This window comes from Limnochordia bacterium (assembly GCA_023230925.1).
GTDB lineage: Bacteria > Bacillota > Limnochordia > DUMW01 > DUMW01 > JALNWK01.
Window position 1 is genome coordinate 14,951 of the sequence record JALNWK010000007.1, and the last position, 23,405, is coordinate 38,355.

At 49.1% G+C, this 23,405-nt stretch carries 16 protein-coding genes; 1 reads left to right on the forward strand and 15 read right to left on the reverse strand.

What is annotated here, in order from left to right:
• Nucleotides 1-4: 4 nt before the first annotated feature.
• Both uvrA and uvrB read right to left on the reverse strand, forming a co-directional pair.
• Complete coding sequence (gene uvrA, locus M0Q40_02370; GenBank protein ID MCK9221460.1) at nt 5-2,860, reverse strand: excinuclease ABC subunit UvrA; 2,856 nt, start codon at nt 2,858-2,860, stop codon at nt 5-7.
• A complete protein-coding gene (uvrB, locus tag M0Q40_02375) occupies nt 2,847-4,841 on the reverse strand; it encodes an excinuclease ABC subunit UvrB (GenBank protein MCK9221461.1) in 1,995 nt (664 codons plus the stop codon). The genes uvrA and uvrB overlap by 14 nt, the downstream gene beginning before the upstream one ends.
• Before the next feature lie 372 nt (nt 4,842-5,213).
• Here uvrB and M0Q40_02380 point away from each other — a divergent pair, with 372 nt between their 5' ends.
• Nucleotides 5,214-6,230, forward strand: a complete 1,017-nt coding sequence (locus M0Q40_02380) for a LacI family transcriptional regulator (protein MCK9221462.1) — start codon at nt 5,214-5,216, stop codon at nt 6,228-6,230.
• 146 nt (nt 6,231-6,376) lie between these two features.
• On the opposite strand, the gene M0Q40_02385 is transcribed toward M0Q40_02380, so the two are convergent.
• The 13 genes from M0Q40_02385 to secA form a co-directional block, all read right to left on the reverse strand.
• Nucleotides 6,377-7,201, reverse strand: a complete 825-nt coding sequence (locus M0Q40_02385; GenBank protein MCK9221463.1) for a carboxypeptidase-like regulatory domain-containing protein — start codon at nt 7,199-7,201, stop codon at nt 6,377-6,379.
• 19 nt (nt 7,202-7,220) lie between these two features.
• Nucleotides 7,221-8,390 (reverse strand): hypothetical protein, encoded by a 1,170-nt coding sequence (locus tag M0Q40_02390; GenBank protein ID MCK9221464.1) that lies wholly within the window; start codon nt 8,388-8,390, stop codon nt 7,221-7,223.
• 137 nt (nt 8,391-8,527) lie between these two features.
• Nucleotides 8,528-8,728 (reverse strand): hypothetical protein, encoded by a 201-nt coding sequence (locus M0Q40_02395; protein ID MCK9221465.1) that lies wholly within the window; start codon nt 8,726-8,728, stop codon nt 8,528-8,530.
• A 319-nt stretch (nt 8,729-9,047) separates the two neighbouring features.
• On the reverse strand, nt 9,048-10,997 hold the full coding sequence (locus M0Q40_02400) for an extracellular solute-binding protein (GenBank protein MCK9221466.1): 1,950 nt from the start codon (nt 10,995-10,997) through the stop codon (nt 9,048-9,050).
• Nucleotides 10,998-11,499: 502 nt separating this feature from the next.
• Nucleotides 11,500-12,726, reverse strand: coding sequence for a divergent polysaccharide deacetylase family protein (locus tag M0Q40_02405; GenBank protein MCK9221467.1), 1,227 nt, complete (start codon nt 12,724-12,726; stop codon nt 11,500-11,502).
• A 24-nt stretch (nt 12,727-12,750) separates the two neighbouring features.
• On the reverse strand, nt 12,751-14,016 hold the full coding sequence (locus tag M0Q40_02410) for a PDZ domain-containing protein (protein ID MCK9221468.1): 1,266 nt from the start codon (nt 14,014-14,016) through the stop codon (nt 12,751-12,753).
• An 11-nt stretch (nt 14,017-14,027) separates the two neighbouring features.
• Complete coding sequence (locus M0Q40_02415) at nt 14,028-15,314, reverse strand: S41 family peptidase (GenBank protein ID MCK9221469.1); 1,287 nt, start codon at nt 15,312-15,314, stop codon at nt 14,028-14,030.
• An 88-nt stretch (nt 15,315-15,402) separates the two neighbouring features.
• The gene (locus tag M0Q40_02420; GenBank protein MCK9221470.1) at nt 15,403-16,245 is read right to left on the reverse strand and encodes a YitT family protein; all 843 of its coding nucleotides are present in this window, start codon (nt 16,243-16,245) and stop codon (nt 15,403-15,405) included.
• Between the two features lie 107 nt (nt 16,246-16,352).
• Nucleotides 16,353-17,162, reverse strand: a complete 810-nt coding sequence (locus tag M0Q40_02425; GenBank protein MCK9221471.1) for a WecB/TagA/CpsF family glycosyltransferase — start codon at nt 17,160-17,162, stop codon at nt 16,353-16,355.
• A 12-nt stretch (nt 17,163-17,174) separates the two neighbouring features.
• Nucleotides 17,175-18,248, reverse strand: a complete 1,074-nt coding sequence (gene csaB / locus M0Q40_02430; protein MCK9221472.1) for a polysaccharide pyruvyl transferase CsaB — start codon at nt 18,246-18,248, stop codon at nt 17,175-17,177.
• Nucleotides 18,211-19,692: a DUF5693 family protein gene (locus M0Q40_02435; GenBank protein ID MCK9221473.1), complete on the reverse strand. Its 1,482-nt coding sequence runs from the start codon at nt 19,690-19,692 to the stop codon at nt 18,211-18,213. The genes csaB and M0Q40_02435 overlap by 38 nt, the downstream gene beginning before the upstream one ends.
• A gap of 4 nt (nt 19,693-19,696) precedes the next feature.
• A protein-coding gene (prfB, locus tag M0Q40_02440) for a peptide chain release factor 2 (GenBank protein MCK9221474.1) occupies nt 19,697-20,756 on the reverse strand; the annotation gives its coding sequence in 2 pieces (ribosomal slippage) (nt 19,697-20,719 and nt 20,721-20,756; 1,059 coding nt in all).
• Between the two features lie 94 nt (nt 20,757-20,850).
• Nucleotides 20,851-23,361 carry a preprotein translocase subunit SecA gene (gene secA, locus M0Q40_02445; GenBank protein ID MCK9221475.1) on the reverse strand — a complete coding sequence of 837 codons (2,511 nt, stop codon included), beginning with the start codon at nt 23,359-23,361 and terminating at the stop codon, nt 20,851-20,853.
• Between the last annotated feature and the right edge of the window lie 44 nt (nt 23,362-23,405).

Below are 23,405 nucleotides of genomic sequence, written 5' to 3' on the forward strand. Positions count from 1 at the left end.
TCCCTTATCCTCTTTTTGCCTGTCCTACCAGGCAGTTCTCCGAAAATAAGACGGGGTAAAGGAATTGTCCGGTATAGGAATCCCGATGAAAGGCAACCTCTTCGGGGGTCCCCTGGGCAACAACCCGCCCTCCCCCGTCACCACCTTCAGGACCTAGATCAATGATGTAGTCAGCGGTCTTTATTACATCGAGATTGTGTTCGATCACAATTACGGTGTTACCCCCCTCGACGAGACGGTGGAGAACCAGAAGTAATTTCTTGATGTCCGCCGCATGCAAACCTGTTGTGGGTTCATCCAAGACATAAAGGGTCCTTCCTTGGCTGCGACGCTGCAGCTCGGTGGCTAGTTTTACTCTTTGGGCCTCCCCACCGGAGAGGGTGGTGGCCGGTTGACCGAGGGAAATGTAGCCTAAGCCTACATCGTTTAGTGTAGCCAGTTTCCTTTGAATCTGTGGGATATTGCTGAAGAAGTCTAGAGCATCGGCCACAGACATATCTAGCACATCGGCAATGTTCTTACCCTTATAGGTGATCTCTAAAGTCTCCCGGTTGTATCTTTTGCCTTTACAAACCTCACAGGGAACGTATACATCGGGCAGGAAGTGCATTTCAATCTTGATAATCCCATCACCCCGACAGGCTTCACACCTACCCCCGCTCAAGTTAAAACTGAAGCGCCCCTTCTGGTACCCCCTCATTCGCGCCTCTGCTGTCTTAGCAAAAAGCTCCCTGATATCACCAAAGACTCCGGTATAGGTCACCGGGTTAGACCGGGGAGTCCGCCCGATGGGTGTCTGATCGATGTTAATTACCTTCTCCAGATACTCCTTGCCCTCTATGCTATCGTGCTCCCCACCACGACAGGCAGCTCTATTGAGATCCCGCCTTAGCTGCTGGTACAGAATATCGTTGATTAAGGTGCTCTTACCCGAGCCGGAAACACCGGTTACACACACGAATACCCCTAGGGGTATGGTCACGTCAATGTCTTTTAGGTTGTGCTGCCTGGCCCCTTTAATCTTAAGGAATTTCCCTGAACCTTTGCGACGAGTTGGCGGCACTTCGATAGACTGCGCGTTTGAGAGAAACTGTCCAGTAATAGAACGAGGACATGCCATAATATCCTCTAAAGTGCCTTCAGCCACAATCTCACCACCGCGGCTACCAGCACCGGGACCAATATCCACAATCCAGTCTGCAGAGCGGATTGTATCCTCATCATGTTCCACAACGATCACTGTATTCCCCAGTTCTCGTAGTCCTTTCAAAGTAGAAATCAACCTTTGGTTATCCCGCTGATGCAGACCAATGGAGGGTTCATCAAGAATGTACAAAACTCCAACCAGACCGGACCCGATCTGCGTGGCCAACCTGATCCTTTGGGCCTCCCCCCCAGAAAGACTACCAGCGCTCCTAGAAAGGGTCAAATACCCAAGGCCTACATCCACAAGAAAATTGAGTCTGGCCTGGATCTCCTTTAGGATCTGCCGGGCAATCTGCTGCTGCCGCTCCGTTAGCGACAACTCCCTAAAAAACTGAACCGCCTGGGTGATGGAATAATCTACAACAGTGGCGATGCTTTCGCCGCCTACGGTCACCGCCAGACTTTCCGGCTTAAGGCGTTTTCCCTTGCAAGTATTGCATGGCCGCTGCTGCATGTAAGGACTAACGTATTCAGGGATAGCATCGGTCCCGTTTTCCCGCAAGTACTCCTCTAGGTGACCCACTACACCCCGAAAGGCAACCTGATGGGTCCTCGTCTGGTTTCTCATATTGGTATACGAAAAGGAGACCTCCCTACCCCTGGTCCCGAAAAGCAGCACATCTAGCTTCTTTGGTTCTAGCTGCCCTAGGGGAAGATCTCGATCAATATCGTATTCACTGCATAACGATGCGACAATGGCATCTAGCCACTTACTATTGCGGTTGGCCCAGGGGATGATCCCACCCTCGTTTATCGAGCGTTCCTTATCTAACACTAAGTCGGGATCAATCTCCATCCTAGTGCCTAGCCCGTCGCAGACCGGGCAAGCACCATAGGGACCGTTAAACGAAAACATACGGGGAGATAATTCTTCCACGCTGATCCCGCACTGAATACAAGCTAGTTTCTCAGAAAAGAGTAAGGATTCTTGACCGATAACATCGATCAACACCACTCCATTGCCCGCACGTAGCGCTGTATCTAGGGAATCCGCTAAGCGACTCTCAATCCCATCCTTGATAATAATCCGATCAACAACCACTTCGATATCATGGATCTTATACTTATCTAATTCTATATCCTCATTTACGTCCTTTATCTCTCCATCCACCCGAACCCGCACATAACCATCTTTGCGGACTTGCTCGAAGATGCTCTTGTGCTCACCCTTACGTCCCCGGATGATCGGAGCGAGAACCTGAATCCTGGTTCCCCCCGGCAAAAGCATGATCTGATCCACAATCTGATCAACCGTTTGGCTTTCGATAGGCCGTCCACATTGGTGACAATGGGGGGAGCCTATTCGAGCATAGAGCAATCGTAGATAGTCGTAGATCTCTGTAACAGTCCCTACAGTAGAACGGGGATTATGACTTGTGGTCTTTTGATCAATGGATATGGCCGGGGAAAGTCCTTCGATCAGATCCACATCGGGTTTGTCCATCTGCCCTAAGAATTGGCGGGCATAGGCGGATAAGGACTCCACATACCGGCGCTGTCCTTCGGCGTAAATCGTATCAAAAGCTAAACTGGATTTACCTGAGCCGGATAAACCAGTAAAAACAATCAACTGATTCCGCGGTAGCTCCAAGTTAACGTTCTTTAGATTGTGCTGACGTGCTCCTCTAATAATGAGTCTATCACCCACGGGAATCACCTTCCCCACCACTTGACATCCTTAATAATCCGCTCCGTAGTTCCTTGATCTGATCCCGAAGGATCGCGGCCCGTTCAAACTCTAGCTGCTGTGCCGCTTGGAACATCTGCTTTTCTAACTCTTTAATGTCTTTAGCCAAGATCTTAGGATCTGAGACTTCTGGCTTCGACTGTTTCTCCTCGGCAGGAACCTCACTGCCAACCCGCTCCCGTACCGCTTTTTTCACCGTTTGGGGTGTTATATTGTGTTCTTCGTTGTACTGCTGTTGAATGGCTCTTCGGCGGTTTGTCTCAGAGATCGCCCGTTCCATAGAATTGGTGATCCGATCCGCATACATAACCACCCGTCCATAGACATTACGGGCGGCCCGTCCGATGGTTTGAATCAGAGCCGTATCCGAGCGGAGAAAGCCCTCCTTATCCGCGTCCAGGATAGCAACTAAAGAGACTTCGGGCAGATCCAACCCCTCCCGCAACAGATTAATCCCCACTAAGACGTCAAACTCGCCTAGTCTGAGGTCCCTGATGATCTCGGTCCTAGTTAAGGCATCAATTTCAGAATGCAGATAGCGGACCCGAATCCCCATCTCATACAGATACTCGGTCAGAGCCTCTGCCATCTTAATCGTGAGCGTTGTCACCAACGCTCTTTCGCCCCTGGCAATCACAATGTTTAGCTCCTCAAGGAGATCATCAATCTGACCTTCCACCGGTTTGACTACCACCTCAGGATCCACCAATCCCGTGGGGCGAATGATCTGTTCGACCACTAAATCTGTCTGCTCCAGTTCATAGGGCCCGGGGGTAGCTGAGACAAATATGACTTGGTTAATGTGGGACTCAAACTCCGAAAAGGTCAGGGGCCGGTTATCCAAGGCAGAGGGTAGACGAAAACCGAATTTCACTAGGGTCTCCTTTCGGGACCGATCCCCGGCATACATCCCCCGTACCTGGGGTATAGTCTGATGGGACTCATCAACTACCAACAGGAAATCCTTAGGGAAATAGTCCATCAAGGTCGTCGGGGTTTCACCGGATTGTCGCTGGGCCAGATGCCTTGAGTAATTCTCAATTCCTGTACAATACCCAACTTCCGCCAACATCTCTAGATCATATTCGGTACGCTGCTTTAGTCTTTGGGCTTCCAGCAGTTTACCTTGGTCATGCAGAATCTTCAGTTGCTCCTGAAGTTCAGCCTCGATGGAGGCAACTGCTTTTTTCATTTTCTCCTGGGTCGTGACAAAGTGACTTGCTGGGTAGATTGCAATCTTGGATCTTTCCCCAATAACCTCTCCGGTAATGGGATCAACCTCGTTGATACGATCTACCTCATCACCAAACAGCTCTATGCGGATAATGTTCTCATTATACACCGGGATAATCTCTATTACATCCCCCCGGACCCGAAAGGTACCGCGCTGAAACCCAATGTCGTTTCGATCATATTGTATGTCCACCAGCCGACGTAGGATCTGTTCTCGGTCCCGGCATTGGCCGTGTTCTAAGGATAGGGTCAACCCAACGTAATCCTCCGGCGAACCAAGCCCGTAGATACAAGATACGCTGGCCACAATAATGACATCCCTTCGTTCAAAAAGAGAACTGGTGGCCGCATGGCGTAACCGATCAATCTCCTCGTTAATTGATGCATCTTTTTCGATATAGGTATCGCTCTGAGGAACGTAAGCCTCCGGCTGATAGTAATCGTAGTAGCTTACAAAATAATGGACTGCATTGTGGGGAAAAAATTCCCTGAATTCGCCATATAGCTGAGCGGCCAACGTCTTGTTGTGAGCCATTACTAACGTTGGCTTCTGCACCCTGGCAATCACCTGAGCAATAGTATAGGTCTTACCTGTACCCGTGGCTCCAAGTAGAATCTGAGCCCTCTTACTAGCTAAGATGTTGCTACTTAGTTTTTCAATTGCCTGGGGCTGGTCTCCCCGGGGTATAAAATCAGAAACCATCGTAAATTCCATCGTATTCGCCAGCCGTCCTCCTACTATGTGTAGTATTGGTCTATTCAAAAGGCATCTATAAAGAAGCCCATCACCCAGACATTTTACCATACTGCATGCCCACAGTCCAAGGCAAGGACACCTTTTCAAGGCCTTTCGCATAGCCATGTTCTGCCTGTCCGTCAACTATTATCGCACATATGTTCGTACCGGGCAAGGGTCAAAGAGACGTCCACCCATATCCCTTACGTATCGAGTTATCCATCGTACTAAACAACCCGAGCAGCTAATACCGATAATGTTAGCCAGGTTGACGATACGGCAGTAAAACCCTAAACTAAAGGTGAGTCATATCCGGAAACACCTGATATAGATCAAAATGAGGTCATTTCCATGACAACTATCAAGGATATCGCCAAAATTGCCGGGGTGTCTCCCGCAACCGTCTCCCGTGCTCTCGGCGGGTATGGATATGTGAAGGACAGTACACGTCGACGGATTCAAGAGGTGGCTGACCAGCTTGGCTACCATCCCAATGCCTTAGCCCGGAGTATGGTCACACGATCAACCCAGACCATTGGTTTGATTATCTCCGATATCGCCAACCCATTTTTCCCCGAAGTTGTACGGGGGATTGAGGACACTGCGCATCAGAAAGGCTTTACGGTCATTCTCTGTAACAGCGACGAAGACAGTGAGAAAGAGAGGACCTACATTGATGTGTTGATGGCAAAAAGAGTCGATGGCCTGATCATAGCTAGCACCGCTGCAAACGCCCAACACCTGCTACAATTGAAGGAGAGGAACCTGCCCCTAGTCCTATTGGATCGAAGTTTCGGTGAGGGTAATGTCGATACAGTTAAAGTGGACAATACCCTCGGAGCCTTTCAAGCAGTAAATCATCTGATTGAATTGGGGCATAGACGAATCGGCATCATAACTGGACCTGATCGTATTCCAACAGCGCGGGAACGACTTGCAGGGTATGAGCATGCTCTAAAACAGCACTCAATCCATCTTGAGCCTAGGTTCATTGTCAAAGGAGACTTCAAAGAAGAAGATGCGTACATGGGTGTGAAATACCTGATGGATCTTGAGCGTCCTCCTACTGCCCTGTTTACCGCAAATAACCGAACTACAACCGGTGCCCTTACCGCGATTTGGGAACTCGGTCTTCATATCCCGGATGAGCTTTCGGTCATTGCCTTTGACGACCTACCATGGATGCAGCTTCTGCAGCCTCAGCTTTCTGTTATACAGCAACCTACCTACGAGCTCGGGGTAACTGCCGCAGAACTACTCTTTAAGAGACTAATGAGCGATACTCCACAGAAAAGCCAGTTACTACAGCTTAATTCAAAGCTGGTACTTCGCAATTCCTGCGGTCCGCCCCGCGAGCAAACTCCTTAGTATACGACAAGTAACTCGATGGCAATACTCCGGTGGGTTTTTGAACAGTAAGATCAAGGTTCACCCAAGCAGACTTATATAACGCGGGCCAGCTAAGCATAGGCTTCCGACCCGCGTCATTCTCAAGGAAAACAAGGAAGACTGTCCTATAGTGTTTCAATCAATTCAAAGCAATCAATACCGGCACCGATTCCATCCGGAAACGTCTCCTGATTTCCGATTATGGTCATCCGTAACCGATGTTCTCCTTCGCATAAATCAACCTGACCGACATCAACCCGAGTCATTCCGATCTGCGGCGAATAGCTATCCCACGTACCGACTAATTCCCCATCGATAGACAGCTCCACAATCCCGTAGTTAACAGCAGTTGTAAAGGTGACGATGAGAGCGAATGGTCTTTCGGGTTCTCCCGCAGGTACGCGAAATGTCCCCTCCACCCAGCCGCCGATCACTGCATCATGCATCCAGAGTTGGTGGCCACCGCTCCAATTGAGGGGAGCCCAGGGTTGCCAAGGTTCTTCGAACCACCCCATGTCCTGGACGTCCCAACGTGCGCCACTGCATGTAACGTTATACAGGCTTTCGCCTTCGTAGAACCATAGTCGGCGGGGCGGAAATGAAAAGTCCATCCGTTGCGATCCGTCTTTGAAACTAAGGGGCACCAGTACTTCTTCCTGCGCGATTACGGTCTCATCGGCAAGAGTAAATGTGGCCCGGTAGTTGCCCGCAGTCACCTTCGGAAAACAGTACATTCCGTCCTCGTTTGTGATCACACCAAAAGAAGCCCCTCCACCCAGGGGAGTAAACGTAACGCTGACATTAGTCCAAGGCGTCTCATCCTTTGAATTACTAACTCGCCCGATTAGCTCACCTTGAATCCGCGTTATGGGCATAGTAAGACAGCCGCTCATCAACACTGCGATCAATAGGGTCCCCAGCAAAAATAGTCGTTTCCTCCAGTTATTCACCACTTCATTCACCCTCCTTTTAAAACCCCACCGAGTAGCTTATCTTAACAAAGCTTTGATTTCTAAGCCCTGGAACGTCTGAAAAGACCTTGACACCTTCAGCCCTAATTCCCCCGATGGTCGTGTACACAGCACCAACCCGTGTTGAACTCGTAGTGTTATCCTTACCCTGCGTCGATGAATACTCCAGATATGGACGAAGCTTAGACCATTTAGTCGATGAGGGAGCAGCATCCAGCCGAATCCTATGTCGGATCGTCCGGTTGTCTTCTGCTCGCACATCAAGTCCGCCTTGATAGCCAAAGTCCAGTTTACCGGAATCAAGGGTCCACTCCTTGTAGAGCCCTAGGTCGTATCGATCTCGGGTCTTGTTCACAGCCTCGGCGGAATCATGCCGATAGTCTAAAGTTACCCGATACCCCTCGACCTTCCATTCTAGACGCCCTATGCTTGCCGTGGTATCCTCCAAAGGCCTAATCCATTCACCGCCGGGACCTTTCCAATTCGGATCCCACCAGGGGACAGGTCGGGCTAAGAACCGTTCATAGCGAAGATTTAGATCAGACGAAAGCTTCTGCGGCCAACTGGTACTCCAGTTGACCTGTGCGTAGGCACCCTTCTCCCCCGCATATTTTTCCATCGGATCATCAATATTGCCCCAACCAAATTCCCACCATTCAAACTTTTTGTACGGTGGGTTAAACTCCGGGTTGTAGTCCCGCCAACCAACGTCAACCCGTGCCCCGTTTTGTAAGGAGTGCGTTAGGTCTACCTGTATGGCACTACTTGTCTTCTTCTCGGCATCCTGTGCCAATCTTTCTTCTTGTGAGGCAGCAAAACCCGATAAGGTACCCTTAGTCTGAGCAAGAGTTCCATTCCATCGGAACAAAGATACCCTATTATAGCGCTGGGCTGGTGTCACTAGATACTTATGTAGGTCAGCAGGATCCTCAACAATTGAGTAACGCGCGTTCCCTGACATGACGAAGCTCAGGTCCCAGTTATCCACTAAACGTTGAATCTGGATACCACCCATATACTCATTGATATTCGTGTCAATGATTCCAGCAAGGGCATTCACCCGAAAACCCCACAATTGGGCTCCTTCCATGGCTACTCCCCGTTCCCATGCCTGGAAGGCTACTGGATCCCATCCAACGAAAATACGATGCCCGGCAAAGATATCCATTCTCGGGGCCCCAGTATAAAGCCAATCAGTCCACCTGAACCGAACTTCTTCTAAGACTGGCTGGAGGTGTCCGCCTAACCTACCTCCGTCCAGGAATTGGAATTGGTGGTCCAGTAACAACTCAGCATCCACCAGTTTTACTTTCGCAAAAAAGGGCCCCCCCAGATGTCCGTAAACAGCCGGAGTCGATGTATAGGTCGAATTGTCTCCAAAGGGGTCCATGTAACATCGATTCCATAGTCACCATATACCTTAAAAGCGGCAGCCACCGGCACTGTTGCACCAATGGCCAGAGCTAAAACAACTAACCAGGTCAATAAACACCAATTTGCTTTCAATGAACGCTCCCTCCTTAGTCTTGTACCTTAGCTTCTGCTTGCGGTGCTTCTTAAAGAAACCTAAGGATCAGTGCAAAACCATTAGGAACAGAATCTTTGGAGGACCCTGACCGCCACTGCGTACATACTTGGTGATTCGCCTACAAAAAAACATACTCTGCCCCCACCTAGTACTCTAAACTAGCTTCCTCAGTACTATCACCAATGCCAACTCTCCCAGAAGCACTCTCGATTTTCATCAAGGCTACCATGTGTTGGGTTTTGAGCGCATGTTAAGAAATACCCGTTACGGGACACTCAACATGCGCTGAACCCGCGTTTACTCCGTCACAATCTCCCACTCACTAAAGGTGGTAAGTCCAATGGTCGCTGCACGGTGTGAAGTCGATGCTAACCCAACTAATACCTTGTCCGGAAAGTCGATATAGTCGATAGTAGCCAATGTGGTCCATAGCTCTTTGTCTGTGGACATTTGTCCCACAATACTGTCTCCTCGACGAATCAGTTTGAAATACACAGGTTTATCGTTTGTCCACGGCGTACTTAATACCTGAGCTGTCGGTTCACCCGCGGTTATCCTTTCCTGTACAGTAATCCCGTTCATATGGGTGCCTAAGATGGCAATGTTAGGAGCGATGGTATTTGCCGCAGCTCTAATCATGATCCCAGATTTTGCCCAAACATCCGTGTCGGGAACGGACATAAGACGCACTGTCGCTTCGAAATCGCCTTCTATCTCCTGATAGGCAAAACCAAAACCGTCCTGAAAGCCCCAAAGATCCGCACCAGCTGCCTTTATCAGTAAGCTTCCATCCTTTTGAGCAACGGCATCCCCAGCCTCAGATGTATTGATATCTCGATAGATCCACGACTGATCTGCCCACTCGATGGTTTTTACAACTGGTCCTTGAGCTGTTGATGCCAACACACGGTTCAGGCGCTCAATCGCTTCCTTCCAGGTAGGCCCTACCGGGCGGTTTTGGTCAAGGATGCGGACATAGGCATCATAGAGAATGCTATCAGCCGCCACCGGTTCTGAGTAGATAACTTCAGGATAGGCATATGGTCCGGCATCAGTAAATACATGAACGTCTACATCATATGCTTGTGTATTCAATTCACGCATCACATCTATATACGTTGGGGCTATAGCGCGATGGGCAGGCTGTAACGCAACGTATTTCGCCATGATCTCATTGGCAACTGGCCCCGCTAGAAACTTCACAAGAGCATAGGCTTCTTCCAGATGCTGCGTGTTCTTATTGATCGCATACGCATCAGTAGTAGCCAAAGTAGCACGCTCACCGGCTGGCCCTAGAGGCATCGGAAACACATTCCATTCAAAAGGTATTTTGGAGGTCCCGTCACTTTTCGATCCGAGGCAAACCGTCAAATGCCAAGACCCAGACTCAGCAATCGCTGCATTACCGTCCATCCAACCCCAGATCTCCATCGGTACTTCAGGAGGAGGAATGACTTCATCTTCCCAACGAAGACGCTGCAGATACTCCAAAGCTTCAATCGCGCCAAGATTATCTAGGGTACTGATGGTTTTCTCTTCATTCCCGTAAAAGTCAGAACCAGCTGCCTTCATCCAATAGTGGAGGTGATCGGGACGGGTCATTGGTTTTGTGAATCCCCAGATATTTGGTATTCCATCCCCATCCAAGTCCTGGGTTAGTTTCTTCGTTAGCATGGCAAACTCATCCCAACCCATTGTGCTACGGTAATCTTGAGCCTCGGGTGGATGTATTCCCATGTAGTTAAACATGTCCGCATTGTAGTACAAGGCGATCGTTCCCAGGTATTGAGGAAGGGCGAATATCCGTCCTTGGTGCTTCATTGCCTCAAGCTGAGGTGCCCAATAGGACTGCTGTATTTCCTCGAGAATACCTTCTCGTTCAAAAAGAGTAGTCAGATCGACAAAGGCGCCTTGTCTACCGAGATTAATCATCCTAAAACCATATCCGTTAATGATATCGGGACCGCCTCCCCCGATCATCTGGACCGTTACTTGTTCTAGTGCCTCATCCGATGTTAGAAACACGATATCGACATAGGGATATTCCTTCTGAAATTCCTGTGTAAGGGCCTCGGTCCATAGAATATCCCCATAGTCCTGTATGACGTTAATATTGGGGTTACGTCCCCCTGACAATGCCACTTCAAGGGTAATCCGTTCAGACTCAGCAAACACCAATCCAGGTAGGACTATCACCCACAGTAGTAAGGTAGTAATCAGCAATCGTAAAACATACCGCCAACGCATTACTCTCCCTCCTAATCTCTCTGATACTCACGTTGTACTTCCTGCTTTAAGCCACCAGTTCACCTCCCTTAGCAGTTATTTGTGATAACGTTCTCAGTTATCACCGGATTTTATCTATGTTTGGTTCGCTAATGCACATGCTCACTAATCAGCTTCGATAATTTTCGTCCCCGACCATGACAAAAAAGTACCACTTATTATGAAGGCAACCAAAACCGATCTATAGGAGGCAATCACGCTAAACGATTATTACATATTCTGGGTTACGTTGACTTTATTGTAACGGAATTGGTGACTTTAGTCAAGTAATTGTCGTAGTCTATTTACAGTTTTGGTGAAAAGGCGTAGAATGCGAAGATTGTACCGCAGCACGCATCTTACTATGACAAGAGAATTGTAAAGAAGCTGGCCGGTCTTGACGGGGACAGATACCTTTTGACTATGACTCAAGAATCCACCAAGACCAGCTGACTAACAACGTCTTCGCTGGTACTGATCAACCTTAGTCGGTTCCAGATGCGTGCAGATTGTTCCCTTCGGACGGGAGTATCTGATCAATGGTAACCAGTTCCACTCCAGCTCGATCAATATGGGGAACCATTTCCTTCAGCGCCTGATAGGTCTTTGGACGGACATGACCAATCCCCACAGCATAACCCCGGGTTAACGCCATGTCCACTAGTTCTTGGATTCTGAGCTTAATCGTCTCCACATCATCCTCGTGATCTAAGAATCTGTCGTTTTTGACTGAGGGAAGAGCCCATTGTTCGCTAACAGAAATCACCACACTCTCAGCAGTGGTATTGCTATCTAGGAAGAAGTAACCCTTCTTGCCAAGCCACTGAACTACTCTAGACATGGTATCCACATCAGCGGTGGCCTTTGAGCCCATATGATTGTTCATACCCCTAGCTTGGGGTACCGATGCCCAGTTATCCTGCAAGCATCTGGCAATCTCGGGATAGCCAAGTCCCGCATAGATAGCACCAGGCCCCGGGTCTACATCCTTGTTTAGAGGTTCCATAGGTTGGTGCAAAATGACTCCCTTACCCCGTTCACTTAGTGTCTGCCCATGAATAGTAGACATAGGTAAATGGGGCAACACTGCACCGGTAAACGGACGAGGGAAATCCAAGAACCATGGTGCAGCTTCCCAGTCATAGCCCCAATCGTCTATGACAATAGCTAGTTTCGCCCGGGGAGCAATCCTGGGAAATACTCCGGGAACCGCTCCAGGCCAAAGGCACCACACCCCGGCCGCAGGCCAGGCGGACTTGGCAATCAGGAGTCTGACCTTTAGTTCTTCGTGCTGTTCATCACCAATCACAACTTCCAACATATTGGAACGGGACTGGTAAACCTCTTCCACATCCCGAACAAAAAAACCGTGTCTTTTGGCAATATGCCCTATTACCTCGGCATATTCGTGTACAGTCGCTAGCTCAACTAAGCGTAGATCCACGGTAAGGACCGGGACATCAGGGGCATACTCAGGTGCAGTTAATCCTCTACGAATAAGCTGCTTAGACCCAGGCAACTCGGTCAGGGCCTCTTGGAGTTCTTCTATTAACCCGTTGTCCTCGGCGAGATAGACATCTTCTTGGTAGGTTTGCATCTCCACAGCGATTTGGTTGAAGGCAAGGGCAAAAAACCATACCCAGGAAAAAACGAGGTAACATACCGGTAGTACTACAGAGACTTTATCCAGACCCGAGCTGGCCTTTAACACCGGCACTCAGCTCCCTATCCCAATCTATCGTGTTGAAAAAAGGCGCCGCCACAATCTACCAAAGAATCGGCCTAGCTTTCCAGGGGTCTGTCCTGCGGCATAATCAACATTAAAGCGACTGTTTGGGTGAGGAGCAGGAATCACCCCAATGGGCGATTGACTATGAGGGAGAATTAGTGTTTTTCTGGTACCATCAAAGAAATTCTCAACTTCCAACTCCACATCGGCATACATCGTCGTTTCATGGATCTGATACCAGTTTTCTACGGGAACTTTATTGGCAGACTTGACAATATCTCCTGTGGCTAGTCCTGCCATCTGGGCTATGGAATCAGGAAGAACATCAAGTACCATCGGACCAGCCTCGTTAGTAAACACTGCCTTTCGCTCCTCTTCACGACGACGTCCCAGGAAGATAACCAGATCATGGCCTACCGGTGCAAACACCGTGGCAACATACTGCCAAATCGGCCATCTGCTCCCAAGTACCGCCATTACCAACAAGGTAACTCCAAAAAAGAGCAGACTAAATGAGGACACCCTAGTCTTATTTTTTGGTTGATTGGACAAAACAATGTCGCCATAACCCACAGCAGCGACAATCAACCAGGGCACATAAACCATAATACTGTCCGCGGGAACCTCGATGGCTGGCTGGATCAAAGGCCACCACTGGGGCATTGGTGCTAGCTCCCCCGCTAGTTCACTGCTAATAAATGCACTAAAAAGCCCGATAAACGGTAGCGGCCAGAACTTTTGTAAGATAAACCCTCCAACCACCTGTCCCTCTTCCTTGCGAACGTAGACAGGCATCGGATCTTGGGATCCGGTAAAGTAGATTAGCACGGCCTCTACCACGTGAAGCACCGCAATTAATGCCATTAGAGAAGGTACATCTACTTGGGGCCAACCCACAAGCAGACTTGCCGCGGCCACAATCCCTCCCCCATAGGAGAAACACAAAAACCGTGGGTAAATGAGCATCAGTAGCAGGGCCAAGGGCCAAACGTAGATAATCCCCGCATGGGACACAGATATCCCTAGGAGAACAAACAGAAACGAAGCAAGAAGCCCGCCAACAACACCATAGCCTAGGGCCTTTAGAGTCTGCCATTTTGGATCCCCATGCACCAAGCCAAACATACGCCGTTTCTGGGTGGCAATGGCTAGATACTGCCTATAGACCAGAAACAAAGCAATGAGGCTCACCACCACAAAACTCGGATTGCGGACCATCCACGGGATGCTTCGGAAAATCTCAATCAAGATATTTACAATCCATGAATCCATCTTATCTCAACCTAACTAGCCTTAGGAATTGCATCAATTAGCATTTCCTGGACCACTTCAAGGGCTTTTTGCACCTGCATATCCTCGAGACTAAAGTACTCCCGTCTTAACCTCAGGGCCTTCGCCTCTTCCTCTGTGGGCTCTGGCAGATTTACCACGAAATCCGGTTCAATCCCCTTATCGTTAATTGAAACCCCACCCGCCGTGAGGTATTCGGCAATAGTCAATCTCATAGCAGCACCGTTTGGCAATTCTAATACCGCCTGTACTAAGCCTTTGCCAAAACTGGTGTTACCCACAAGTAGACCGCCAGCCCTATCCTTTAATGCGCCGGCCACAATCTCCGATGCGGAAGCACTGCCCCGGTTAATCAGCACCACCACCGGTAAACCACACCATTTTCCGTCTTGCTTGACGCCGTGGGAAATCCGCTCCCCATTACGGCTTACATAGGTCTTGGTATCTCCCCGGGACATAAACATGGCGGCCACATCGGAATTGCGAAACACCTCGTGTACTGTATCACCTGCGGGCAAAAACATAGAGGACACATCGATGGCACTACCCAGGGTTCCACCCGGGTTATCCCGCAAATCCAAGATGAGTCCTTCCATTCCTTGCCTTTTAAGCTTAGTCAGGGCCGCATCCAGTTCTTCGGCGGTACGTAGTTTGAACTCATTTATTCGCACATAGGCAACACTGGATGTAACCATAATCGCTTCGTTAATATCCGGGCTTTCCACCTTAGCACGGATAATCTCAACATCGAACTGTTCTTCACCCCGCTGAATAGTCAGCTGAACCGCGGTCCCTTCAGGTCCTCGCATACAGTCAACGGCCTCTAACATCGACATGTACTTTGTGGGACGCCCATCAATGGCCATAATCTCATCGCCACTTTGCAGTCCAGCTTCATATCCAGGGGTCCCGGCAATGGGTGAGACAACGGTAAGCTGTCGCTCATATATAGTAATGACAATACCTACTCCGCTGAAATTACCAGTGGTATCCACCTTCATCTCTTCATACATACGGGGAGGTAGGTACTGGGTGTAGGGATCAACCAAATCCAACAGCATCGCTTCCAGGTTGCCGTAGTGGACATAGCCTTTTAGCATCTGTTCGCTATCAATGGGCTTATAATAAAAACTCTCCATCAGAGCCATAATCTGAAACAACTGCCTTGCTTGATCATCAACTGGATCCTCAGCATCTGCTTCAAAAAATGACCGGACCGAGAGTACACCTGCCATAAGACCTAATATAATTAGAACAATCAAAACCCTGCGCTTGGTCAAGGAAAATAACTTCCCTTCTCCATTGAATAGTTGTCGTTGTTTCGATTATACTGCAATCCAAGAATCGATGTCAAAAAGGCGAATCGAACTAAAACCCCTTGAATCCCTCACCAAGAACTTCCCGGGCATCGGTAATAATCATAAAAGCCGAAGGGTCTTCTTCCTTCACTAGTCTTTTTAACCTGACAATCTCAGAACGGGAGACAATAACCAGCAACACCTGTCGTTCGCTATTGGTGTACATACCCCGTCCTTGCAGGGCGGTAACGCCCCTCTCCAATTCTTGTAAGATCCGGCGGCTGATCTCCTCAGGGTGGTTGGAGACCACATAAGCAGCTCTGCCAGCCCCCTGCCCTTCCTGAATCAAGTCAATGGTCTTGGTGCTAAGATACAAGGCCAAAATAGCATACAGGCCAGTTTCTGCACCAAAGAAGAATCCGGCTACAGCAATAATACCCATGTCAATAATTAACAGACTCTGGCCAATGCTAAAGTGGGTAAAATGATTCATTAACCTTGCGGCCAGATCAGTGCCCCCAGTGGACCCTCCAAAGTAAAAGGCTAGCCCAATCCCGATCCCTGAAAGAACTCCCCCATAGATTGAGGCCAACAACGGATCCCGCGTAACCGGGGCAATAAAAGGACCTAAAACATCGATGGTTACCGAAAGAAGAATTGTGCCAACAATCGTGCGCAGACTAAAACTAAGGCCGATAATCCTAAAGGTGGCATAGAGCAAGGGAATGTTTATTGCCAGCATCATGACACCAACTGGAATGCCTGTTGTGTGGTAGAGCACTGTAGCAAGGCCGCTCACTCCCCCGGCAGCAATACGGTTGGGAATCAGGAATGCAGCCGTAGCCACTCCAGTGAGCATGACCCCAGCAATATTCCCCAGAAAGGACCCTATTTTTTTTAGGCGTTCATCCAACCTACAACCTCCCAAAAGTCATTTCCCATTCCCCATCGCTGACACTAGGTCTCCTTTTCTAGTTTTAACTGTGAAGCTGACCCGCCTCTCCCCAATTAATGGCAGGGCTAACCCTGTTTACTCCGGTTCTTTATCCCTGTCTCTGGGGACGGGTCATCCCCAGTTGCAGCCGCCATATCTTGGGCTACTTGTGCCCGCTCGGCCCGCTGAACCATCCAGACAAAGACTGGTAATGATCGCATACGAGGTAGTCGCTTCGGCTGCTGGCACAAGCGATACAGCCATTCAAGCCCATGTTCTCTCATCCATTTGGGCGCCCGGCTCACCCGCCCTGCCCATACATCAAAGCTACCCCCTACACCTATACCAAGTCGAATCCCGGTGGTAAGCCGGTTAGCGTAGATCCATTTTTCCTGTTGGGGAGCGCCCAAGGCGGCAAAAAGGACATCGGTTCCCTTATTATGAATATCATCAACTATACTTTTGGTCTCTTTTGGGGTGAAATACCCATGATGGGTCCCTACAATCCGCGCCTTGGGATACTTCAGCAACAGCCGTGCCCGTGCCTCCTCTGCAACCCCGGGTTTTGCTCCAAGAAAGTAGAGCCGATAGCCTTCTTCAGCGGATAACCTGCAGATTTCCCCCACTAATTCTACACCAGCAATCCGTTCAGGCAAAGGATAACCCATCCGGGATGCAGCCCATACCAAACCATATCCATCTGCCACAACATATGCCGCTTCTTGCCAGATATGACTAAGTTGTGCATCATGTTGTGCGGCAACGACCATTTCGGCATTTGCGGTAAGCATCTGTCTACCGCAGGGAGGACCATCGAGTATTTCCTGGATCCTGTGTAGCGTCTCGGACATTGTCATGAGGTCCACCGGCAGACCAAGAATGCTTACCCTTTCCATGCCACCCCTCCATTATCTGCAAATATCCTCAATAAGTTCTTCAAGACCTGACCGGGACTGGGACTGGAGTTCTAATACCAGTTGTCTTCTATCCCGATCATACCGTCTTGACCGGGGCAGCTTCACCGCTACATCTTCAATAATTGATGCAACGGGAAACTGTTCGTCGGTGCAACTTAAAGCTTTTTCATTGGTCAAGGCTGCAAAGGCTCCAATCTTAGGATCGGTTTCAAGGGCAACGAAGCTAGTCCCACAGACAGCCGCGAAAATCAACGCGTGGAGCCTCATGCTAATCACCAGGTCACAACTTTGGATTACACCGGCCATATCTTCAGGAGGGATCGGAAGCCCCAAACATAACGCCTCTTCCTTCATGAGTTTAATTACATCTTGGATGAGGGGAAGATCCTGTTCAAAATGAAGGGGCAGGAATAGAATCTTAGCATCAAAACGACGAGCTAGTTCATCTGCTAGATAAGCCACCTGTTCAATCTGTCCTGGAAATCCACCCCACGGACGCAAGGCAATTCCAAGCACCGTCCCCTTACCATAAGGTTCTCCAAGCATTCTGAAAATCCTTTGGACCCGTCCTGCGGGCGCTGCATCAAGGAGCAAAGCAGGATCTGGTACCAGTTTTGCACCGGGTAGAAAGGATGCAGAATAATGGTCACGCACGCTAAGTCCGGTGAGTCTGTTAGCTAATCGCATTAGCCTCCTCCGGTTATGAGGAGACTGAACAGGTCCAATACCCATAGCATGCCAGTATACTTTGCACCCTAGCTTCAATCCAAGCCTAGTTAAAGTCAGGTAATACCAAAGGCTCCTGCTACTGGTTACATCCTGCATCAAGCCACCGGAAAGAACCAAAGCATCACCTTGTCTTAAGACCTGCAAAACCCGCGGAAGGTCATAGCGAAAAATCGAGTGTACTTCATGTTCCTTGGCAGTGGCATGGGGATGTTGTGAAAGCACAGTTACCCGTTGGATCCGATCATCGTTTTTTAGGCTTGAGGCCAATACCGAGACGATGGCTTCATCACCAGTGTTGTCATAACCGTAGTAGCCCGCCAAAATAACCTTTGACATTCTTTTCACCTGCACCTAATACTTTCCACAACACACCTAAGATAACGACAACTACAATACCAAGTAAGAGCCCGAGGGCACTCCTTTGAATGCTAATTTGAAGAGGGGTATGGGCATGACAAAAGGAATTCAGCACAGAAACCGGAGCTAGGGTACCCATGGCTATAAGTAACGCCGAGGGATATCGTTCTTTTCTTAACAACCGATAGTACCCCACAAACAAGGCCGGGTAACCCACCAGAAACTCCTTAAACCGGGGCCTTACCACCAGCAGATGCTCCAGGATAGCCCGTATCTGTCGTTCTAGGTTAAGGATTGGGGCAAGACCCGTTCCCGTTCTTAACACGTAATAAAGAAAAGCGATACCTACCGGGACAACAAGATACCACCGGAGGGTGACCCTCTCCTGCTTCTTGAAAAAAAGCAAGAAGACAACTAAAGGGGGCAAAGCCGCCGATAGCTTCACTCCGCGAAAGCCAGTCAACCCGAGCATAAACTTTGCATCAGCAAGCAATGCACCAATGAAAACGACACCAAGGCACGTAACTAGTATAACCTGCCCACAGGCCCGCAAATATAGTGCTACTGTATTGGTGGTCTTGCCTCTGTTCTTGGTAATCACCCTATACCCACTCACAAGGGCATAGACTGGGAAAGACAGGGTTACCACTAGGGCAAATACTTGTCTTACCAGATCATCCCCGCCACATTGATAAGCTAGTACCGTAGAGAGCACAAACCCGCAAGGTATAAGTATACTAGCCTGCATACCTAGGCTTGCCAAAAGCAGATACACGATGCACCAAACACCCATCCCGGTAACCACTACCAAGGGCAACGAAGGATGAAAGACAGCCAAAGGCTTCGGATATCCAAGCTTAAAGCCTGCCTGGGTAAGACGGCTGGTTAATTCATCAATATAGGCTTGGTTATAGGCCTTAGGATCCGGCATATGGGTAAACAAGTTTAGATAAATGACAGATATGCCCCGTTCCCGTACCCCGAGAAGTAATCGATCACAGGCGCGTTGGAGATCATATCCAGTTAACAATTCCCGGGGAATTTGATGCACCCGTAGAGGGATTCCGGATATACCCTGGGGGATCTGAAACTCCAACACACCCCACAGCTTTGACTTTCCCATGGCTTTGGACCCAGTGCTTACCACAAGGTCCGCGTCAACTTGCACCAAGGAATCAAAGCTCTGATCATCCACAACTACAACACCGATCTTCTCAGGTGCCGATACACTCCCCTCTCTTAGATCAAGTCCTAAAACAACTCCCGGGGTTTGGGGCGCATCTAGCCCCACCTGGACTAGATCGCCGTAGTCAACGGCAATCAACACAGTATCGCAGCCTCGCTCAACTTCCCATCGTTGAAACAAAATCATAGATGAGCACAGGATTGCTAGTATTAGGACAAAATAGGGGGTTTTTGCCATAGCCTTACTTTCTTCTTAGGTATGCTTGGATGAATGGTTCCAGGTAACCGTCCATCACCTTTTCCACATCACCCATTTCCACATCGGTGCGATGATCCTTGACCATGGTATAAGGACAAAAAACATAAGAACGAATCTGATTGCCCCATGCAATGTCACTCTTGTGACCGGAGATAGCATTTAGCTTTGCTTCTTGCTCTTCCATTTTGCGTTCTAGCAATCGGGCTTTTAGGATCTTCATCGCTGATTCCCGGTTCTTGTGCTGAGACCGTTCGTTCTGGCATTGAACCACAATACCAGTGGGAATATGAGTAAGCCGCACGGCCGAGTCGGTCTTATTGACATGTTGCCCCCCGGCGCCACTGGCTCGGTAAGTGTCTATCCTCACCTCATTTAGATCCAGATCAATCTCCGCATCCTGCTCCACCTCTGGCAAAACACTCACCGAGGCAAAGGATGTATGGCGTCGTCCTGCCGCATCAAAGGGGGATATGCGCACTAAGCGATGCACACCCTTTTCTGACCTTAAATAACCATAGGCATAGGGTCCACTAATCATGAGCGTAACACCTTTTATGCCCGCCTCATCGCCAGTCAGTAAATCGAGGGTCTCCACCTCATAACCATTATCTTCGGCCCACCGCGTATACATCCGCAAGAGCATCTGTGCCCAATCCTGAGATTCGGTTCCCCCTGCCCCGGAATGAATGGTCAAGATCACATTATGATCATCATAGGGGCCATTCAGCAACATGGCAAGCTCCATCCGTTCTAGTTCTGCGGATAACCTATCCCCCTCACGGTAAAGCTCCTGCGCAATCGATTCATCCTCTTCCTCTTGAGCCAAAGCTAACAGGGTGGATAAATCGTCATACCGCATCTTTAGACTGGTGAATCCATTCACTTGTTTCCTGAGGATCTTCAACTTCTTTGAAGCTTGTTGGGCAACCTCGGGATTATTCCAAAAGTTGGGATCCGCCATTTCGTTTTCCAGATCCCGGATCTTTGCTTCTAAATTAGGGATGTCAAAGATAGTCACCCAGTTCAACTAAGCGCTGTCCCATCGAGGTAATCTGATCCTCTAAGTCACTCAAGCTTAATATCTCCATTATCGCATCGAGAAGAACCTGTAGGTCTTCTCTTCCTCCTTAATTAAAACTAGACATTCCTGCCGCAACATTTCTTATACTTTTTCCCCGAACCGCAAGGACACGGTTCATTGCGGCCTATTTTCTCGACCCTACGAGGCTGTGCTGGAGCACTTTCCTTTTCATCCCCATGCTGGGCTAATACCCTCACCCGTCGTTGACGGGGTGCCGGCTGAGAAGTAGGCTGTACCCGGAAGATATAGCGGGTAACATCCTCCCGAATCGCTTCGATCATCACGTTAAACATATCATTGGCTTCAAACTTATACTCCAGTAGAGGATCCTGCTGGGCGTAGGCCCGCAGTCCAATTCCATCCATGAGATCCCGCATATTCTCCAGATGTTCCATCCATTTTCCATCTACCGTAGTTAACAGGATAATCCGCTCGATATGCCGCATCCGTTCAGGCGTTAATTCCTCTTCCCGAAGCTTGTAAATCCGATGGGCCTCTTCTTTAAGCAGTTTGCCAATTTCCTCAGCGCTCTGCAAGGCCGCATCATCCACCTTAAGGGTACTGCGGCCAGCAACCAAATCCTGGAATTGGTTTAGCAAACCGGTGATATCCCAGTCCTCAGGATAAATATCCTCATTGGCAAACCTAGCTACAACAGCGTCAACGCTGCGGTCCACCATGTCTATAACATCTTCACGCACCGAATCTTTGGTTAAGGCCAAGGCCCTTTGGGAATAGATGATCTCCCGATGCATGTTCAGAACATCATCGTATTCGAGAACCCGTTTGCGAATATCGAAGTTATAGGACTCCACCCGTTTTTGCGCCGATTCTATAGTACGACTAACCTGGGATGACTCTATAGGTTGATCTTCCTCCCAACCTAGCCGATCCATAATACCAGTAATACGATCGGAACCAAACAGGCGCATTAAGTCATCCTCAAAGGACACATAAAACCTAGATGAACCCGGATCACCCTGTCGTCCCGAACGGCCGCGCAACTGATTGTCAATTCGTCTACTTTCATGACGCTCTGTGCCAATAACATGTAGGCCCCCTAGGGCTACCACTCCATCCCCAAGTACAATGTCCGTGCCCCGTCCGGCCATATTAGTAGCAATGGTCACAGTCCCTAATTGTCCGGCTAACTTGATAATCTCAGCTTCCTTCTCATGGTACTTCGCATTGAGGACCTGATGTGGAACACCCCTGCGGCCTAGTATACCACTGAGTTTTTCGGACACTTCAATGGAAACCGTGCCGACCAAAACAGGCTGCTTCCGTTCATGACACTGGACAATCTCTTCGATGATCGCCGCATATTTTGCCCTCTGCGTCTTGTAGACAAGATCCGGATGATCCACGCGGATCATGGGCTTGTTTGTGGGAATAACCACCACATCCATCCCATAGATCCTTAGGAACTCATCCTCTTCTGTTGCCGCAGTCCCGGTCATCCCCGCCAGTTTATCATACATTCTGAAGTAGTTTTGGAAGGTTATACTGGCAAAGGTCTTGCTCTCACTTTGGATAGCCACCCGCTCCTTGGCCTCAATGGCTTGATGTAGACCATCGGAGTAGCGCCGTCCAAACATGAGACGGCCAGTAAACTCATCAACAATGATGATCTCACCGTCTTTAACCACGTAGTCCCGGTCTTTGCGAAACAACCGAAGAGCCTTTAGCGCTGCTAGCAGGTAATGATTCAGCTCAAAGTGGACATCGTCAAAAAGATTCTCAATTCCTAATAGTTCCTCCACCCGGGCGACACCGTTTTCAGTCAGGCTAACGGTTCTGGCCTTATCGTCCACAGTGTAGTCTTCCTCTTCCTTAAGTCGAGGGGCTAGATCGGCAAAGATCCGGTACCTATCCGTTGCATCCTCTGCCTGACCGGAGATAATCAAGGGCGTTCGTGCCTCATCGATGAGGATGCTATCAACCTCATCCACAATGGCATAGTTTAGTTCCCGTTGGACCATATCATCCTTAGATAGAACCATATTGTCCCGGAGATAGTCAAAACCAAATTCATTGTTGGTCCCGTAGGTTATGTCACAATTGTAGGCCTGTTTGCGTTCAGCATAGTCTAAGCCATGCTTGATCACGCCAACGTCAAGACCCAGAAAACGATATATCTCCCCCATCCAATCGGCGTCGCGTTGGGCTAGATAATCATTTACTGTAACAATATGAACACCCCGGCCCGTTAGCGCATTAAGATAAGCCGGTAGAGTTGCCGCCAAGGTCTTTCCTTCACCGGTTTTCATCTCAGCGATCCGTCCTTGGTGAAGTACGATACCGCCCATCAGCTGCACATCATAGTGTCTTTGACCTAAGGTGCGACGGGCTGCTTCCCTTGTCACAGCAAAGGCCTCTTCTAATAGGTCCTCTAGAGTCTCACCTTCAGCGAAACGCTGCCTAAACTGAGCAGTCATTCCCCGTAGTTCTTCATCGCTCATCGCCTGGAATTTAGGTTCTAAGGCATTTATTCTATCAACAACCCCGGACATCCGCCGGATTTCCTTTTCATTTGGGTCAAACAGTTTCCTTAACCTTTCAAACAAGTGCATCACCTTCTCTGCAATTATAGCATGCTATAGAAACCTGC

Excerpts from the sequence above, each read along its gene's own strand:
- uvrB (MCK9221461.1), bottom strand. The coding sequence starts at position 4,841 with ATGGAATTTACGATGGTTTCTGATTTTATACCCCGGGGAGACCAGCCC.
- M0Q40_02380 (MCK9221462.1), top strand. The coding sequence starts at position 5,214 with ATGACAACTATCAAGGATATCGCCAAAATTGCCGGGGTGTCTCCCGCA.
- M0Q40_02390 (MCK9221464.1), bottom strand. The coding sequence starts at position 8,390 with ATGGATATCTTTGCCGGGCATCGTATTTTCGTTGGATGGGATCCAGTA.
- M0Q40_02400 (MCK9221466.1), bottom strand. The coding sequence starts at position 10,997 with ATGCGTTGGCGGTATGTTTTACGATTGCTGATTACTACCTTACTACTG.
- M0Q40_02410 (MCK9221468.1), bottom strand. The coding sequence starts at position 14,016 with ATGGATTCATGGATTGTAAATATCTTGATTGAGATTTTCCGAAGCATC.
- M0Q40_02425 (MCK9221471.1), bottom strand. The coding sequence starts at position 17,162 with ATGGAAAGGGTAAGCATTCTTGGTCTGCCGGTGGACCTCATGACAATG.
- csaB (MCK9221472.1), bottom strand. The coding sequence starts at position 18,248 with ATGTCAAAGGTTATTTTGGCGGGCTACTACGGTTATGACAACACTGGT.
- M0Q40_02435 (MCK9221473.1), bottom strand. The coding sequence starts at position 19,692 with ATGGCAAAAACCCCCTATTTTGTCCTAATACTAGCAATCCTGTGCTCA.